General features: G+C 74.5%; 14 protein-coding genes. 7 read left to right on the top strand and 7 right to left on the bottom strand.

From position 1 onward, the window contains the following. The first annotated feature begins 115 nt into the window (after positions 1 to 115). Positions 116 to 442, top strand: coding sequence for a hypothetical protein (locus tag ABD080_RS05190; RefSeq protein ID WP_343903886.1), 327 nt, complete (start codon positions 116 to 118; stop codon positions 440 to 442). A 120-nt stretch (positions 443 to 562) separates the two neighbouring features. On the opposite strand, the gene ABD080_RS05185 is transcribed toward ABD080_RS05190, so the two are convergent. Continuing rightward, entirely contained in the window at positions 563 to 973 is a 411-nt protein-coding gene (locus ABD080_RS05185) for a GNAT family N-acetyltransferase (protein WP_343903885.1), read from the bottom strand. A 349-nt stretch (positions 974 to 1,322) separates the two neighbouring features. Here ABD080_RS05185 and ABD080_RS05180 point away from each other — a divergent pair, with 349 nt between their 5' ends. After that, positions 1,323 to 1,676 (top strand): hypothetical protein, encoded by a 354-nt coding sequence (locus tag ABD080_RS05180; RefSeq protein ID WP_343903884.1) that lies wholly within the window; start codon positions 1,323 to 1,325, stop codon positions 1,674 to 1,676. Between the two features lie 121 nt (positions 1,677 to 1,797). Continuing rightward, on the top strand, positions 1,798 to 5,337 hold the full coding sequence (locus tag ABD080_RS05175; protein ID WP_343903883.1) for a S41 family peptidase: 3,540 nt from the start codon (positions 1,798 to 1,800) through the stop codon (positions 5,335 to 5,337). Here the strand turns inward: ABD080_RS05175 and ABD080_RS05170 are convergent. Continuing rightward, positions 5,249 to 5,674, bottom strand: a complete 426-nt coding sequence (locus ABD080_RS05170) for a hypothetical protein (protein WP_343903882.1) — start codon at positions 5,672 to 5,674, stop codon at positions 5,249 to 5,251. The genes ABD080_RS05175 and ABD080_RS05170 overlap by 89 nt on opposite strands. An 89-nt stretch (positions 5,675 to 5,763) precedes the next feature. Here ABD080_RS05170 and ABD080_RS05165 point away from each other — a divergent pair, with 89 nt between their 5' ends. Both ABD080_RS05165 and ABD080_RS05160 read left to right on the top strand, forming a co-directional pair. Beyond that, the gene (locus ABD080_RS05165) at positions 5,764 to 6,843 is read left to right on the top strand and encodes a LysR family transcriptional regulator (protein ID WP_343903881.1); all 1,080 of its coding nucleotides are present in this window, start codon (positions 5,764 to 5,766) and stop codon (positions 6,841 to 6,843) included. A 91-nt stretch (positions 6,844 to 6,934) separates the two neighbouring features. After that, a complete protein-coding gene (locus ABD080_RS05160; RefSeq protein WP_137769449.1) occupies positions 6,935 to 7,480 on the top strand; it encodes an SRPBCC family protein in 546 nt (181 codons plus the stop codon). A gap of 337 nt (positions 7,481 to 7,817) precedes the next feature. On the opposite strand, the gene ABD080_RS05155 is transcribed toward ABD080_RS05160, so the two are convergent. The 5 genes from ABD080_RS05155 to ABD080_RS05135 all read right to left on the bottom strand — a co-directional run bounded on the left by ABD080_RS05155 (position 7,818) and on the right by ABD080_RS05135 (position 11,984). Then, positions 7,818 to 8,807, bottom strand: coding sequence for a TolB family protein (locus tag ABD080_RS05155; RefSeq protein WP_343903880.1), 990 nt, complete (start codon positions 8,805 to 8,807; stop codon positions 7,818 to 7,820). Continuing rightward, on the bottom strand, positions 8,804 to 9,295 hold the full coding sequence (locus ABD080_RS05150) for a heme-degrading domain-containing protein (RefSeq protein ID WP_343903879.1): 492 nt from the start codon (positions 9,293 to 9,295) through the stop codon (positions 8,804 to 8,806). Before ABD080_RS05150 ends, ABD080_RS05155 begins: the two co-directional genes overlap by 4 nt. Then, entirely contained in the window at positions 9,292 to 10,404 is a 1,113-nt protein-coding gene (locus tag ABD080_RS05145) for a Gfo/Idh/MocA family protein (protein ID WP_343903878.1), read from the bottom strand. Before ABD080_RS05145 ends, ABD080_RS05150 begins: the two co-directional genes overlap by 4 nt. Positions 10,405 to 10,594: 190 nt before the next feature. After that, positions 10,595 to 11,668: a LacI family DNA-binding transcriptional regulator gene (locus ABD080_RS05140; protein WP_343903877.1), complete on the bottom strand. Its 1,074-nt coding sequence runs from the start codon at positions 11,666 to 11,668 to the stop codon at positions 10,595 to 10,597. A 25-nt stretch (positions 11,669 to 11,693) separates the two neighbouring features. Continuing rightward, on the bottom strand, positions 11,694 to 11,984 hold the full coding sequence (locus tag ABD080_RS05135) for a DUF1905 domain-containing protein (protein WP_137769446.1): 291 nt from the start codon (positions 11,982 to 11,984) through the stop codon (positions 11,694 to 11,696). Positions 11,985 to 12,183: 199 nt separating this feature from the next. Here ABD080_RS05135 and ABD080_RS05130 point away from each other — a divergent pair, with 199 nt between their 5' ends. Then, positions 12,184 to 13,671 carry a gluconokinase gene (locus ABD080_RS05130; RefSeq protein WP_343903876.1) on the top strand — a complete coding sequence of 496 codons (1,488 nt, stop codon included), beginning with the start codon at positions 12,184 to 12,186 and terminating at the stop codon, positions 13,669 to 13,671. Positions 13,672 to 13,676: 5 nt separating this feature from the next. Further along, the gene (locus ABD080_RS05125) at positions 13,677 to 14,123 is read left to right on the top strand and encodes a GNAT family N-acetyltransferase (protein ID WP_343903875.1); all 447 of its coding nucleotides are present in this window, start codon (positions 13,677 to 13,679) and stop codon (positions 14,121 to 14,123) included. Positions 14,124 to 14,165: the final 42 nt, after the last annotated feature.

Here is a 14,165-nt window from a genome sequence, read left to right as displayed (position 1 = left end):
CACCGACGTCGACGCCGAGTACGCTGACTCCACCGCCTCGGCTTTGGCCCTGCTGCAGGACCCCGCCTCATCGCGTGAAGGCGCTCCTCGCATCCCCGGAGAGGACTGATCAACGATGTTGCTTCCGAGCCACGTGCGCTTCACCTGGGACTATGCGCTTCTCCTCGATTGGGCCGAGGGCTACGTCGATCCGCCTGACGCCGATCTCCCGGCCGTCCTCGACGCGCTCCCCGCACCGATCAGTGAGCGCATCGTGGCCTGGGCCGCCGAGATGGACGCGACCTACGGCGATCTGCACCTCGACCAGCCGACGCACATCAGCGCCGAGGTGGACTCCCGTCTCGAGGCGGAGCACGACGCCCTCTGTCGCGAGCTGCACCGCTTGGGCATCGAGGTCACCCCCGAGAACGGGAACTGGCCCTTCCGGCTCTACCGCTCATGACAGATGAGGGCGGAGCGCCTGCTACCGGTTGGAGCTGCCGCCGACAGGCTCGGCCCAGACCATGACGGCTCCTTTCGGGGTGGACCGATGGAGCGCGAACCCACGGGAGAGGTACAGCGCTCAGGCGATCCCGTTCGCGGAATCGACGTGGAGGCTGAGTCCCGACACGCTCTGATCGACGGCAAGGTCGAGCAGCCCGTCGAGCAGGCGCCCTCCGATGCCTGTCCCGCGAAAGCGGTCGTCGACGGCCATGACCAGCTCCGGAGTCGAGTCGTCCACGAAACCCGCCCGTGCGTTCTCCCGGGTGAAGCGGCGGAACCACGCTGCACCGCACACGCCATCGGCGTTCGCCGCCACGAGGCTCGCATCCCCAACGCGAGCGCCGAACGCATCCACGTACGAATCGGGGTCTGCTGACAGCAGGTGCGCTCGGAACGCCGACTCGTCCCAGGGCTCGCGCCACTTCCACGCCGCGTAGACCGCTCGCCTCATCACCGCCACATCAGCGGGCCCCGCATGCCGCAGCGTCACGTCCGTGGCTCGAACGTAGCAATGGGTCTCGCGCCGTCGGGGTCGACGCCGGGCGAGCGTGGCTACAGACACGGGGCGTCCGAGGCGCACCCAGATGTGGACCGTGCTCGGGCCCTGGACTCGTCCGCGCCACCATCACGCGCGCACGAGGGAGATGTCGATGCGTCACATATGGAAGGTCGCGGCCGGATTCCTGATCGCCGGCCTGGTGGCCCTCTGGCTCCGGCCCTGAGGAGGGACAGTGACCAGGAACAGATCCCGACGTCGTAGGCCCGGGGAGCGGGAGACTTTCAGGGACATCACGCAGCGGAACGAGCGCGAGGTCGATCCCCTCTGGCGCTTCCACGACATGGGACCGGGTGACTTCCGCGACGACGACCGCTACCTCATCCACCGCTCCGGGATCCGTATGACCCTGTTCGAGTCCGATATCGAGATCGACGATGCTCAGAGGATCCTGACGGCGGGTGCAGACCTCTACTACAACCCCGACGAGATGCCTTTCAACACCGAGGGCACCATGTTCACCGACATCGTCCAGAAGTGGATGGAGGGTGCCGAGGCGGCGGCGCTCCTCGCGAGCCCGCCCGTCATCGCCGCGAACATGCCTCCGATCCAGATCTCCCTCTACGAATCCGTCGACGGCGACTTCACCCTCCATGTCTCGGGGTTCTTCTCGGGTGATCCTTCCGCCGCTGACTGAGCCACTCGGTCCGCCCGAGATCGTGTCGCAATCCTGTCTCGGCTCTCCCCCGAGGCGGGACTCGGATCTCTTCGACAAGAACCTGCGACCGCCGTCACAGGACGGTCCTAGGCTGGCCCCCATGACCTCCACCCCGGCACACGCCGCATATCTCCGCCACCCCGATGTGCACGGCGACCTGGTCGCCGTGACCGCCGCGAACGACGTCTGGCTGGCCCCGCTGGCCGGCGGCCGCGCCTGGCGCCTCACCGATGAGGGCGCGCCCGTCGGCTACCCGCGCTTCTCGCCGGACGGCGCGCACGTCGCGTACACGTCCCGCACGTCCGGCGGGCCCGAGGTGTGGGTGACCGCGACGGACGGCTCGACCGCGCCGCGGCGCCTCACCACCTGGGGGAAGCCGACCACGAAGGTCGCGGGCTGGCTGGCCGACGGCCGCGTGCTCGTCGCGAGCTCGCACGCGGCGCCGCAGGCCCGCGACGGGCAGCTGTGGGCCGTGGACCTCGAAGGCCGGGCGACGCTGCTGCCGCTGGGCCGCAGCGGGGAGGCCGCGATCCATGCGGACGGCACGACGGTCGTCGCGACCCCGTGGCGGCGTGACCAGGCCTCCTGGAAGCACTACCAGGGCGGCACGGCGGTGAAGCTGTGGATCTCGCGGCAGGCGCTGCCGCTCGACGCCCCGGCCGAGCAGCATGCGCAGCGCCCGTGGGAGGCGCTGTTGGACGAGCTGCTCGCCTCGAAGCTCCGCGTGGCCTGGTACGGGGACCGGCTGATCTTCGCCTCGGACACCCCGGGCGCGGGCGCGGCCCGCACGGACCGGGCGAGCGCGAACCTGTGGTCCGTCGCGAAGGACGGCTCCGACCTGCGGGTCCACACGCACCTGCGCTCGGAGGACGGCTACCTGCGCGAGCCCGCCACGGACGGCTCCACGATCGTCTTCACCTCCCGCGGCCGCCTGTTCGCGATGGACTCGCTCGACGCGGAGCCCCGCGAGGTCGAGGTGCAGGCCACCGGCGTGGGCGCCGCCCGCCTGCCGCGCCCGGCCTCCCCGGGCGAGAACCTGCTGGCCATGCGGCCCGTGCACGACGCCCGCGCGAGCGTCGTCGAGTGGCGCGGCTCCGCGCACCTGCTCACCCATCGCCGCGGCCCGGCCCGCCTGCTCGCGGGCCGCTGCGGCCTGCGCATCCGGGAGGCGCAGCCGCTGGGCCGCTCCCCCTTCGCCCTGCTCGTCACCGACGAGGCCGCGCAGGCGGATCGCACCGCCGGCGGCGTGGGCTCGGACCAGCTGGCCCTCGCCCGGCTCGACGGCGGCGGCGAGCAGATCGCCCTGGGCCTCGGCGACGTGGGCCGCATCCTCCACGCGGTCCCCTCGCCGGACGGATCGAAGGTCGCGATCTCCACGCACGACAACGTGGTGCGCCTGGTGACCCTGCGCGGCATCGAGGACCCGGCCCGCCCCGCGACCTCCTGCACGGGCGCAGCCCCGTCGGCGGCGCCGTCGGCCGCGTCCCCGTGGGAGCAGGACGCCGAGCAGGTCCCCGGCGCCCCGCGCCTCGACGCGGTGCGGGAGGTGGGCCGCTCGAACGGCGGCGAGATCCGCCACCTGACCTGGTCGCCGGACAGCCGCTGGCTCGTGTGGACCGAGCCGGACTCGTGGATGCTGGGCCGGCTCATGGTGACGGACGCGGAGTCGCACGAGCCGACGGGCCGAGCGCTCACCTCCGGCCGCTACCAGGACACCGAGGCGGCGTTCAGCGCGGACGGCAAGCACCTGGCGCTGCTGTCCCTGCGCACCTTCGAGACGGTCTACGACGACATGGTCTTCGACCTGGGGTTCGTCAACGCCGAGCGGCCGTTCCTGCTGCCGCTGCAGGCGACGACGGCGGATCCCTTCGGTCCCCACCCGGACGGCTGGGCGGGCGGCGTGGAGGAGCCGAAGCCGCAGGCGGAGGACGAGACCGTGGCGACCCCCGGGGCGTCGGCCACCGAGGGAGCGACCACCGCGGCCGCCGGGCCGTCGGCCCCGCACGCGGAGGAGACGGTCTCTGCGGCGAGCCCCGCCGGGGCCGCGGACTCCGCGAAGGCGCCGCGCACCGAGATCGACCTCGAGGACGCGGAGGCGCGGATCGTCCCGTTCCCCGTCCTCTCCGGCTCCTACTCGCACCTGCGCGCCGTGACCGGCGGCTTCGTGTGGCTGCGCCACCCCCAGCAGGGCGTGCTCGGCACCTCGCGCGCGGGCGTGGACGGCGACGCCCCCGGCCCCGCCCTCGAGTTCTGGTCCCTCACGGACCGCAAGCTCACCGTGCTCGCGGAGGGCGTGGACGACCTCGCTGTCTCCGGTGACGGCGAGTGGCTCGTCATCAAGCAGGGCGGCGCCTGGGTGCAGGTCCCCGCGACCCGCAAGGCGGAGGACGAGGACCCGGGCCGCGTCACGATCGAGACGGACCGCCTGCGCCTCACCGTCGACCCGGTGCTCGAGCGCGCCGGCATGCTCTGGGACAACTACCGGATCATGGCGCAGCAGTACTGGCGGGCGGACATGGACGGCCAGGACTGGCACGCCATGACCTCCTGGTACGAGCCAGTGCTCGAGCGCGTGGTCACCGAGGACGACTTCCAGGACCTCATGTGGGAGGTCGTGGGCGAGCTCGGCACCTCCCACGCGTACGTCATGGGCGGCGTCTACCAGGCGGATCCGCCGATGATCCCCGCCTTTCTCGGCGCGGACCTCGCCCTGCGGGACGGCCGCTGGGTGATCACGCGGATCCTGCCCGGCGACTCCTCGGACCCGGACGCCCGCTCCCCGCTGCTGGCCCCCGGGGTCGCCGCCCGCGAGGGCGACGCGATCGTGCGGATCGACGGCCGCGAGGTGGGAGAGGCGGGCGTGGCCCCGCTGCTCATCGGCTCCGCGGGCCGCGCCACGGAGCTCGTGCTCGAGCGGGACGGCGGCGAGCGCCGCGTCGCCGTCGTGCCCCTGGCCGACGAGTCCGCCCTGCGCTACCAGGCATGGGTGGACTCGCGGCGCCGCGCCGTGGCGGAGGCCTCGGGCGGCCGCCTCGGCTACCTGCACATCCCCGACATGGTCTCCTCCGGCTGGGCGCAGATGCACCGCGACCTGCGGGAGGCCTCCACGAAGGAGGGCATCGTGGTGGACGTGCGCTACAACAGCGGCGGCCACACCTCGCAGCTCGTCACCGACCGCCTCGCCCGCACGGTGCGCTCCTGGGACTTCCCGCGCCATGAGCGGCCCGGCACGTACCCGCAGTTCGCGCCGCGCGGCCCGGTCGTGCTCGTGACGAACCAGGAGGCCGGGTCCGACGGCGACATCGTCAATGCCGTCGCTCAGGCGATGGGGATCGGCCCCGTGATCGGCACCCGCACCTGGGGCGGCGTGATCGGGATCGACGGCCGCTACGACCTCGTGGACGGCACCGGCATCACCCAGCCCAAGTACGCCAGCTGGTTCGAGGGCGTGGACTGGGAGATCGAGAACTACGGCGTGGACCCCGACATCGAGGTGCCGCTCCCGCCGAACGCGTGGGTGGCCGGGGATGATCCGCAGCTCGCCCGCGGCGTCACCGAGGCGCTCGCCCTGCTCGAGCGGCACCCGGCGAAGACGCCCCCGCCGCTGCCCGCGCCGCGCTTCGCCCCGCGCGAGGGCTGAGCGGTCCGGAGGCCGCCGCGACCGTCGGTCGCGGCGCCTCCGGCTCGGCGGTCTCCCGCGCGGTGCGGGGCTGCTCGACGTCGGCCAGGCGGGCCATGGGGACCACGGCGTCGGGCATGAGGGTGCGGATCATGAGGGCGCCGCCGCGCTCGGCGGCCTGGGCGGCGGTGCGGGGTGCGCGGCGCTCGGCGGGCGTCGTGCCCACCCAGCGGGGGTCGTCGTCCGGGGCGGGGGCCGGGAACAGCGCACCGAGGACGATGCGGCCCAGCGCGCCGAGGACGACGGAGGCGGTGGCGATGAGGAGGAGGGCGGGGATTCCGATGAGCAGTGCGTTCATGACTCGATCCTTCGCCCGTCGGCCGTGAAGGACAAGCGAACGTTTCTACCGCTCTGTTCACGTCGACTGAACAGTCGTAGGGTGGGGCCATGCTCGATCCCGTGAAGCTCCGCGTGCTCCGCTCCGTCGTCGAGACGGGCAGCATCCGCGCGAGCGCCGAGGCCCTCGGCTACACCCCGTCCGCCGTCAGCCAGCACCTCTCGACCCTGCGCCGTGAGACCGGCCTCGACCTGGTCGAGCGCTCCGGCCGCGGCATCGTCGTCACCCCGCAGGGCCGCCTCCTCGCGGAGCAGTCCGGCGCCGCGCTCGACGCCCTCGCCGCGCTCGACCGCACCGTGCAGGCCCTCCGCTCGGGCCGCTCGGGCGCGCTGCGCCTCGGCTACGCCTCCTCCGTCGCCTCCACCTGGATCCCCGAGCTCGCGCAGGACGTGCGCCGCCGCTTCCCGGAGCTCGACCTCGAGCTCGTGCTGCGCAGCTGCAGCATCGACGACCTCGTCGAGGACGGCATGGACGTCGCCGTCGGCGAGACCAGCACCTCCCCGCTCGTCGAGGACTGGATCGCGCAGGACATCCTCGAGGAGGGCTACGTCGCGATCGTCGGCGCCGGCCACCGCCTCGCCGGGCGCACCTCCGTCCAGCTCAAGGACCTCGCCGAGGAGCCCTGGACGACGGACGACCCGATCCCCTCCCCCTGGTTCCGCCGCATCGCCTCCGCCTGCCTCGCCGCCGGGTACACGCCGCGCGTCGAGATCAACCCCACCGACTTCTCCACGGTGCTGGGCTTCGTCGCGACCGGCGACTACGTCACCGTGCAGCCCTCGATCATCGCGCAGGACCTCCGCGCCGATCTCGTCGCGATCCCCGTGGAGGACACGACGCTGCGCCGCCGCGTGAGCGTGCAGGTGCGCCGCTCCGTGATCCGCCACCCCGCCGCGCGCTACATCGTGCGCCGCGTGCACGACATGGCGGAGGACCGCGCCCGCGACATCGTGGGCGTGGTGCACCTCAACGCGCCGGACGCCCGCGGCGTCGGCCCCGGCTGGACCGATCCGACCGACGGCGCCGCCGAGGGTTCCGCGCCCGCCCAGGCGACCGGCGCCGGCGGGGCGGCTGCCGAGGCCGGCGCCGTCGAGGGCGCGACTCCCCAGCCCCAGCCCGCCGCGCTCTGAGAGGATCGACGGGCGGCCCCGCGTCGCCCGCCGGCACGGCCGCCGCCCGCGTTCACGCCTCACACCTCATCCCGCTCACCGAGGAGGACCCATGACCGCCGAGGACACCCCGGACATCGACACCCGCATCCGTGACCTGCTCGTGCGCGCCGAGATCGCCGACGGCAGCCTCGTCATGGAGGTGGACGTCGCCGGGAGCGCCGAGCAGCTGTGGCGCGCGATCACCGACCCCGAGCAGCTCGCCCGATGGTCCCCCGTCGTCCCGGACCGTGCGCTCACCTCGATCGGCCCCGCGCTGTCCCGCGAGAACCCCGACGAGGACCCGGTCGCCGCGGACGTCCTCGCCCTCGCCGCCGACCACGCCGTCACCCACCGCTGGGGCGACGCGACCCTGGGCTGGGTGGTCGACGAGGGGCAGGTGGACCTGCAGGTCGCGCTCCCCGAGGTCGAGCAGGCCCAGTACTTCGCCGCCGGCTGGCACGTGTGCCTCGCCGTGCTCGACGCGCAGCTGAGCGGCGAGGACCAGGCGCGGATCGTCGGCATGGAGGCCATGGACCACGGCTGGGAGGAGCTGCGGGCCCTCTACGCCCGCGAGTTCGGCCACCCCGATGGCCCCGCCCCCGGCCAGGACGCCTGACCCCGGCGGGTCGCGGCGAAGCACGGGACCTCTTCGTACGGGTCGGCCCCGTAGGGCGGGGACCCGGCCGAAGAGGTCCTGTACGCCCCGGCCCGCGGGACCATATCGCGCAGGTCCCGCCGCATACGCCACCACCTGCGCGATGACGTCCCGTGCGGCTCCGGCGCCGCCCGCCCGAGGCCTACGGGACCACTTCGTACAGGTCGGCCCCATGGGGCGGGGACCCGGCCGAAGAGGTCCCGTACGCCCCGGCCCGCCCGGCCCGCCCGGCCCGCGGGACCATATCGCGCAGGACCCGCCCTCTATGCGGCCACCTGCGCGATGACGTCCCGTGTGCTCAGGCGTCGCCGCGCGGGTAGTCGACGAAGGCGAAGGCGGAGCCGTCCGGCGCCCAGCTGGGGACGTTGATCGTGCCCTGCCCGCCCTGCAGCGCCACGAGCGTCGTGGGCCGGTCCCACTCGCCCACGCGCACGAGCCGCAGCTCGACCTCGCGGTCCTCGGGGTGGCCCTCGGTGCCGGGCGGGAAGCTGAGGTAGGCGACGACCTCGCCGTCGGGCGCGATGTGCGGGAACCAGTTGACCCGCTCGTCGGAGGTGAGCTGCTCGAGGCCGGTGCCGTCGGGCCGCACGCGGGCGAGCTGCGCGTGACCGGGGGCGTCGCTGAACTGCTCGGTGTTGAAAAGGATCCAGGCGCCGTCCGGGCTGTACTCGCAGCCGTCGGCGGGGCCGGGGTGGGTGGTGACGGCACGGTCGCCGGTGCCGTCCACACCGATCGTGCGGATGGTCGCGGCGGCCCACCAGTTCGCGCCATCGGGCTGGAGGTGCACGTAGGCGAGGGTCGTGCCGTCGGGGCTCACGCCGTGGAGGAAGTGCAGGCCGCCGTCCTCCGGGGTGATGCGGCGCGGGGTCCCCGCCGTCACCGCACCGTCGGCGTCGCTGCTGGTGAGCTGCACCTCCCAGACGTGGAAGTCGTTCGCGGAGGCGTAGACCGCGGAGCCGTCGGGGGCGAGCACGTGGTCGTTGTTGACGGGCGGCAGGCCGGGCGCGGCGAGCTGCTGGGGGGCGGCGGAGCCGTCGGCCGGGAGGAGCCAGAGCAGGCCGTCGGCGTTCACGAGGAGGCGGCCGTCGGCGGTCCAGTTGGGGGCCTCGAAGAGCCGCTCGGCGGTCTCGTGCACGGTGCGCACCTCGCCGGTGGCGCGGTCCCAGATCCGGATGCGGCAGGTCTGACCGGGGCGGAGGCGCCGCCCGGCGGGCTGGTCCTCGGCCGAGGCGGGGGCGGGGGCGGCGGGGTCTGCGCCGGGCGCGGCGGGGGCGGGGTCGACGGTCACGGGGCGGCTCCTTCGCCGGCGAGGATGCTGAGGTGGGAGCGCAGGCCGGCGACGGCGAGGTCGTGGTCCTGCTGCGAGCTGAGGCCGGAGACGGTGATCGCGGCGACGACGCCCGCGCCGCGCACCCGGATCGGGAAGGACCCGCCGGTCACGGCGTAGCGCTCATCCAACCAGCCGATCGACTGCGGGTCCACGCCCGCGCCGGAGAGCCGGGCGTCCACGAGCGCGCTCGAGGACTCCATGCGCAGGGTGACCGAGGCCTTCCGCTCGGCCCAGGCCTGCTGGTCCGGGGTGGCGCCCGGGAGCACGGCGCGGAAGAGGACCAGCTGGGGGCGGCGCACGTCGATCACGACGCCGTGGCCCGCGGCGGCGGCGATCTCGCGGGTGAGCACGCCGAGCGCCCAGGCGTCCTCGGCCTCGAAGCGGGGCAGCACGAGCTCGCGCTCCTCCGCCTCGAGCAGCGCGATGTCGACGGGGGCGGCGCTCACCGGTCGGTCCCGCTCGACGCCGGCGCCTCGCCGTGGGCGGGGGTCGCGGCGGAGAGGTCCTGCGGCGGGGCGGGGACCCCTGCGGCGAGAACCTGCGCGCGGGCGGTCTCGAGCAGCTCCATGACGGCGACCGTCTCGTCGTGCGTGTGGACGGGCGACTCGGTGCGCCCCTCCCCCACGAAGCGGGCGAGCGCGGTGGCCTCGTAGGAGAGTGCTGCGAAGCCCCTCAGCATCGTCGGGTCCGTCCAGCGGAGTGTGGGCGAGCCGTGCGCGGCACCGGTGACGGTGAAGCTCGTGGGGTTGTAGAACGAGCCCTCGACCTGCAGGAATGCCGAGGTGCCGCTGATCGTCGCGGTGGTGGGGGTGCGCTCGAGCAGGGAGGTGTAGAGCGTGGAGACGGCACCGCCGGCGTGGGTGGAGACCACTGCGGCGGAGGCGTCGACGCCAGTCGCGGTGACGGTGCCGCGGGCTTCGATCGCGGTGGGGGCGCCGAGCACCATGGTGATGAACTGCGCGGGGTACACGCCGAGGTCGAGGAGGGCGCCGCCGCCCAGCTCGGGCGCGTACATGCGGTGGTCGGCGGGGCGGATGATCTGCTGCGAGTGGTCCGCGGCGACGGCGCGCACGTCCCCGAGGTCGCCGCCGTCGACGAGGGCGCGGATGACGGAGATCTGCGGCAGGTAGCGGGACCACATGGCCTCCATGACCAGCACGCCGGCGGCGCGGGCGGCGGCGAACACCTCGCGTGCCTCGGCGGCGGTGACGGTGATCGGCTTCTCGATGAGCACGTGCTTTCCGGCCGCGATCGCGGCGAGGGCGACCTCGGCGTGGCCGCTGTGCGGGGTGGCGACGTAGACGACGTCGACCTCGGGGTGGGTCACGAGCGCCTCGACGGAGCCGACGGCCTGCTCCGCGCCGAAGCGGGCGGCGAAGGCGCGGGCGTTGTCGAAGGAGCGGGAGCCGACGGCGACGAGGCGCTGCGCGGTGCGGGCCCTCAGCGAGGTCGCGAACTCGCCGGCGATCCAGCCGGGGCCGACGATCCCCCAGCGCAGCGAGGGCTCGCCGCTGCGCGGCAGGTACAGGGTGGGATCGGGCAGGGCGATGGACATCGAGGCCTCCGGGGGGGGCGCGCCGACGGGAACGACGACACTGTTAGCACGAGACAAGATCGGGTGGCGCCGAGACTAGCACGTGCCAACGCGAGGGAGGGCGCGCCCGGCGGCGGGAGAGGGTCTGGCTGCCGAAGGACCGCCGGGACGGGCAGAACGAGCGGAGGGGGAAGGAAGCCGCCGCCGCGTGTCAGCCGCGGGAGGGCGCCGGCCCGGTCGACCCGCGGACCACCAGATGCGCCGGCGTCGCGATCACGCCCGCGCCCCCGCCCTCCGAATCGACCCCGTCGGCCGCGACGGCCCCACCCCCGACCCTGAGCCGCTCGAGCAGCACCCCGAGCGCCGCCTCGACCGTCGCGTCGACGTCCTGGTGCACCGAGGTGAGGTCGTGGAAGGACAGCGCGGCGATGCGGCTGTCGTCGAATCCCACCACCGAGATCTCCCCCGGCACGGCGACCCCGGCGCGGGCGAGCACGGCGAGCACCCCGGCGGCCGCGTGGTCGCTCACGCACACGAGCGCCGTGGGCCGCACCGCGCGGGCGAGGACCGTGCGCGCGGCCTCCGCACCCTCCTCCTCGCCGAGGTCGGAGGGGACCACGTCGATCCGCTCCCCCAGGCCCGCCTGCCGCATCGCGTCCTCGTAGGCGCGGGCACGGGCCGGGCCGGGCTCCTCGCCGCGGCCGCCCACGAAAGCGATCGCCTCGTGCCCCAGGCCCACGAGGTGCTCGACGGCCAGGCGCAGACCCGTCGCCTCGTCCACGTGCACCGTGTCCTGCATGGCGTCCGCGGACCACTCCCCCAGCTGCAGCACGGGCACCACGCCCCGGGCGGCGGCGAGCGCCTCGGACCCGGGCTCCGGGTTGAACACGGCGAGCGCCTCCACCCGCTGCTCCATGAGCGAGCCGACGGCCTCGTCGGTCCCACGACCGGCGTTGATCGGGGCGAGCGCCATCCGGTAGCCGCGCTCCCCGGCGGCCGCGATGAGCCGCTCGACGACCTTCACCTGGAAGGCGTTGCCCAGGGAGAACGCGATGCCGAGGGTGCGGGTGCTCGACTGCCGCAGCAGCCGCGCGGAGGCGTTGGGGCGGTAGCCGAGCTCGCGGGCCGCGGCGAGGATCCGCTCGCGGGACTCCGCGCTGGGGCCGTCCGCGCCGCGCAGCACGAGGGAGACGAGCTGGCGGGAGACGCCGAGGTGATCGGCGACGTCCTTCATCGTGGGCAGGCGCCGCGCCGGGCCGTGAGGTCGGGTCGCGGGATCGGTCATGGCGAGGATTCTGCCAGGGCGCCCCTCAGGCCCCGTCGATCGTGAGCTCGACGGTGACCTCCTCGCCGGGCTCGACCCCCTCCGCGCGCTGCACCGCGACCTTGACGGGCACGAGGTAGCCGCCGTCCCGCGGGAACAGGGAGGTGGCGAACTCGGTGCCGCCGATCCGGCCGGTCACGGGGATCGCACCCCAGCCGTAGGTGACGCGGGAGGCGACGGCCGCGATCTCGGCCGCCTCGTCGGCGGCGACGGGCACGAACACGAAGGGGGCGGGGCCGCGCCACTCGATCGCGGTGCCCGTGAAGCGGAGGTCCATGCCGGGAGCGTACGCCGGGGGCGCGGGGCCGACAGGGCATACGGAGCGCGCCGCCCGAGGTCGCAGACCGCGGTGGCAACCGGCGGGCACGCGCGGGCCCCCGTCGGCCCCGCCCCTATGCTGGGCGCATCGGATCGCGCCCTGCGCAGCGGCGCCGGAGGCGGCGCGATCCCCGCCCACGCACCGCAGGAGTTCGCGCATGCCCCGATTCAATGTGCCCGAGAACGACGCCCTGGCCCCCTTCGTCATCGGCCTCGACGTGGGCTCCGGCGGCACCCGCGCCGCCGTGTACGACGCGACCGGGCGCGAGGTCGGCAAGCGCCACCACAAGGAGCCGCACACCTTCACCACCGCGGCCGACGGCACCTCCACGATCGACGCGGACCTCGTCGTCGACGAGCTGCGCACATCGCTCGCGGCCGTCCTCGCCGAGCCGCTGCCCGGGCCGGTCGCCGGCATCGGCGTGGACACCTTCGCCTCCTCCCTCGTCGCGGTCGACGCCGCCGGGAAGGCCCTCACCCCCTGCATCACCTACGCGGACACCCGCTGCCGCGACCAGGTCGCAGCACTGCGCGACAAGGTCGACGCCGAGGCTCTGCACCAGCAGGTGGGCGCGCGCCTGCACTCCTCCTACACCGCGCCGCGGATCGCCTGGCTGCGGGAGACCCAGCCGGAGGTGTTCGCGAAGGCCACGCAGTACATGGCGCTCGGCGAGTACGCCGCGTTCCGCCTGCTCGGCACGCCCGTGCTCGGCACGGCGTCGGCCGCCTGGGCGGGCCTGCTGGACCGCCGCACCGGCGAGTACGCGACCGGCCTGCTCGAGGCCGCGGGCGCCGATCCCGCGACCCTCTCCGCCCCGCGCGACCCGAGCCAGGGCCAGCCCGTCGCCGGCACCGCGCTGGCGAAGGAGTTCCCGCAGCTCGAGGGCGCCACCTGGCTGCCCGTGATCGGCGACGGCCTCGCCGCGAACATGGGCGTCGGGGCGCTCGGCACCGGCACCTGGGGCATCTCGACGGCGACCTCCGGCGCGATCCGCCAGCTCGTCGAGACGGACATCGAGACCCTGCCCAGCGGCCTGTGGGCGTACCGGGTCGACGCGCGCCGCACCCTCGTGGGCTCCGCGATGAGCGACTGTGGCCGTGTGCTCGACTGGGCCCGTTTCCAGCTGGGCCTGCCCGAGGACGTCGCCGAGATCGATACCGAGCGGATCTTCTCCGCCCCCGTCTCGGAGGGCACCCCGATCGTCGTCCCGTTCTTCTCCGGCGAGCGCGGCACCAAGTGGCGCGACTCCTCCAAGGCCCTGTTCGCGAACGTCTCCGCGTCCACCACCGCGGAGGACCTCCTGCGCGGCGCGCTCGAGGGCGTGGCCCTGTCCTACCTGCGCATCGCGGACCAGATGCGGGAGCTCGGCGGGGAGCCGGAGCGGATCGTGCTCTCCGGCGGCATGACCGAGGCGATCCCCTCCTGGCTGCACCTGCTGGCCGACGCCCTCGGTTCGCCGATCGAGCACGTCGCCGTGTCCCGCTCAACCATGCGCGGGGCGGCGCTCATGGCGATCGAGGAGACCATTCCGGGCGCGCAGGTGGCCGACGCCCCCGTGCTGCGCAAGGTCGAGCCGGTCGCCGAGCACGCCGACTACTACCGTGCGCGCCTCGAGCGCTTCGAGGCCCTCGCGGACCTCGCCTGAGCGCCGTGGCGGCCCTCGACTGGCGCTTCCGGCCGGCGACGGCGCAGGACGCGCCGTGGATGGCGGAGCTGCGCGCCGAGGTCATGCGCCCGGACCTCGAGCGGCTGGGACGCTTCGACGAGCGCCGCGTGCGGGAGCGGTTCCTCACCGCCTACGTCCCCGCGCACACCCGCGTGATCGTGGCCGACGGGGGCGACGCGGGACTCGTGGCGCTCCGTCCCGACGGCGACGCCCTGTGGGTCGAGCACTTCTACCTCTCCCCGCAGGTCCAGGGGCGCGGGATCGGCGGGCAGGTGCTCGCCGCGATCCGCGCCGAGCACCCCGCGGCGCTGCTCCGCCTCGACGTGCTCCAGGGCAGCCCCGCGCGGCGCCTCTACGAGCGCAGCGGCTTCGTCCTCGAGGACGAGGACCCGGTGGACGTCTACATGGCCGCAGCGCCTCAGCGGGGCTAGCGGGGCGCGGCCGGCCCCCCCGGACGGCCCCCTGACAGCCCT

It is taken from the genome of Brachybacterium rhamnosum, from assembly GCF_039526185.1.
In the GTDB taxonomy this organism is placed as follows: domain Bacteria; phylum Actinomycetota; class Actinomycetes; order Actinomycetales; family Dermabacteraceae; genus Brachybacterium; species Brachybacterium rhamnosum.
The sequence above is the reverse complement of the archived record's forward strand: the minus strand, read 5'-3'. Positions and strand labels throughout refer to the sequence as shown.

Excerpts from the sequence above, each read along its gene's own strand:
- ABD080_RS05190 (WP_343903886.1), top strand. The coding sequence starts at position 116 with ATGTTGCTTCCGAGCCACGTGCGCTTCACCTGGGACTATGCGCTTCTC.
- ABD080_RS05180 (WP_343903884.1), top strand. The coding sequence starts at position 1,323 with ATGGGACCGGGTGACTTCCGCGACGACGACCGCTACCTCATCCACCGC.
- ABD080_RS05175 (WP_343903883.1), top strand. The coding sequence starts at position 1,798 with ATGACCTCCACCCCGGCACACGCCGCATATCTCCGCCACCCCGATGTG.
- ABD080_RS05170 (WP_343903882.1), bottom strand. The coding sequence starts at position 5,674 with ATGAACGCACTGCTCATCGGAATCCCCGCCCTCCTCCTCATCGCCACC.
- ABD080_RS05165 (WP_343903881.1), top strand. The coding sequence starts at position 5,764 with ATGCTCGATCCCGTGAAGCTCCGCGTGCTCCGCTCCGTCGTCGAGACG.
- ABD080_RS05160 (WP_137769449.1), top strand. The coding sequence starts at position 6,935 with ATGACCGCCGAGGACACCCCGGACATCGACACCCGCATCCGTGACCTG.
- ABD080_RS05145 (WP_343903878.1), bottom strand. The coding sequence starts at position 10,404 with ATGTCCATCGCCCTGCCCGATCCCACCCTGTACCTGCCGCGCAGCGGC.
- ABD080_RS05140 (WP_343903877.1), bottom strand. The coding sequence starts at position 11,668 with ATGACCGATCCCGCGACCCGACCTCACGGCCCGGCGCGGCGCCTGCCC.
- ABD080_RS05135 (WP_137769446.1), bottom strand. The coding sequence starts at position 11,984 with ATGGACCTCCGCTTCACGGGCACCGCGATCGAGTGGCGCGGCCCCGCC.
- ABD080_RS05130 (WP_343903876.1), top strand. The coding sequence starts at position 12,184 with ATGCCCCGATTCAATGTGCCCGAGAACGACGCCCTGGCCCCCTTCGTC.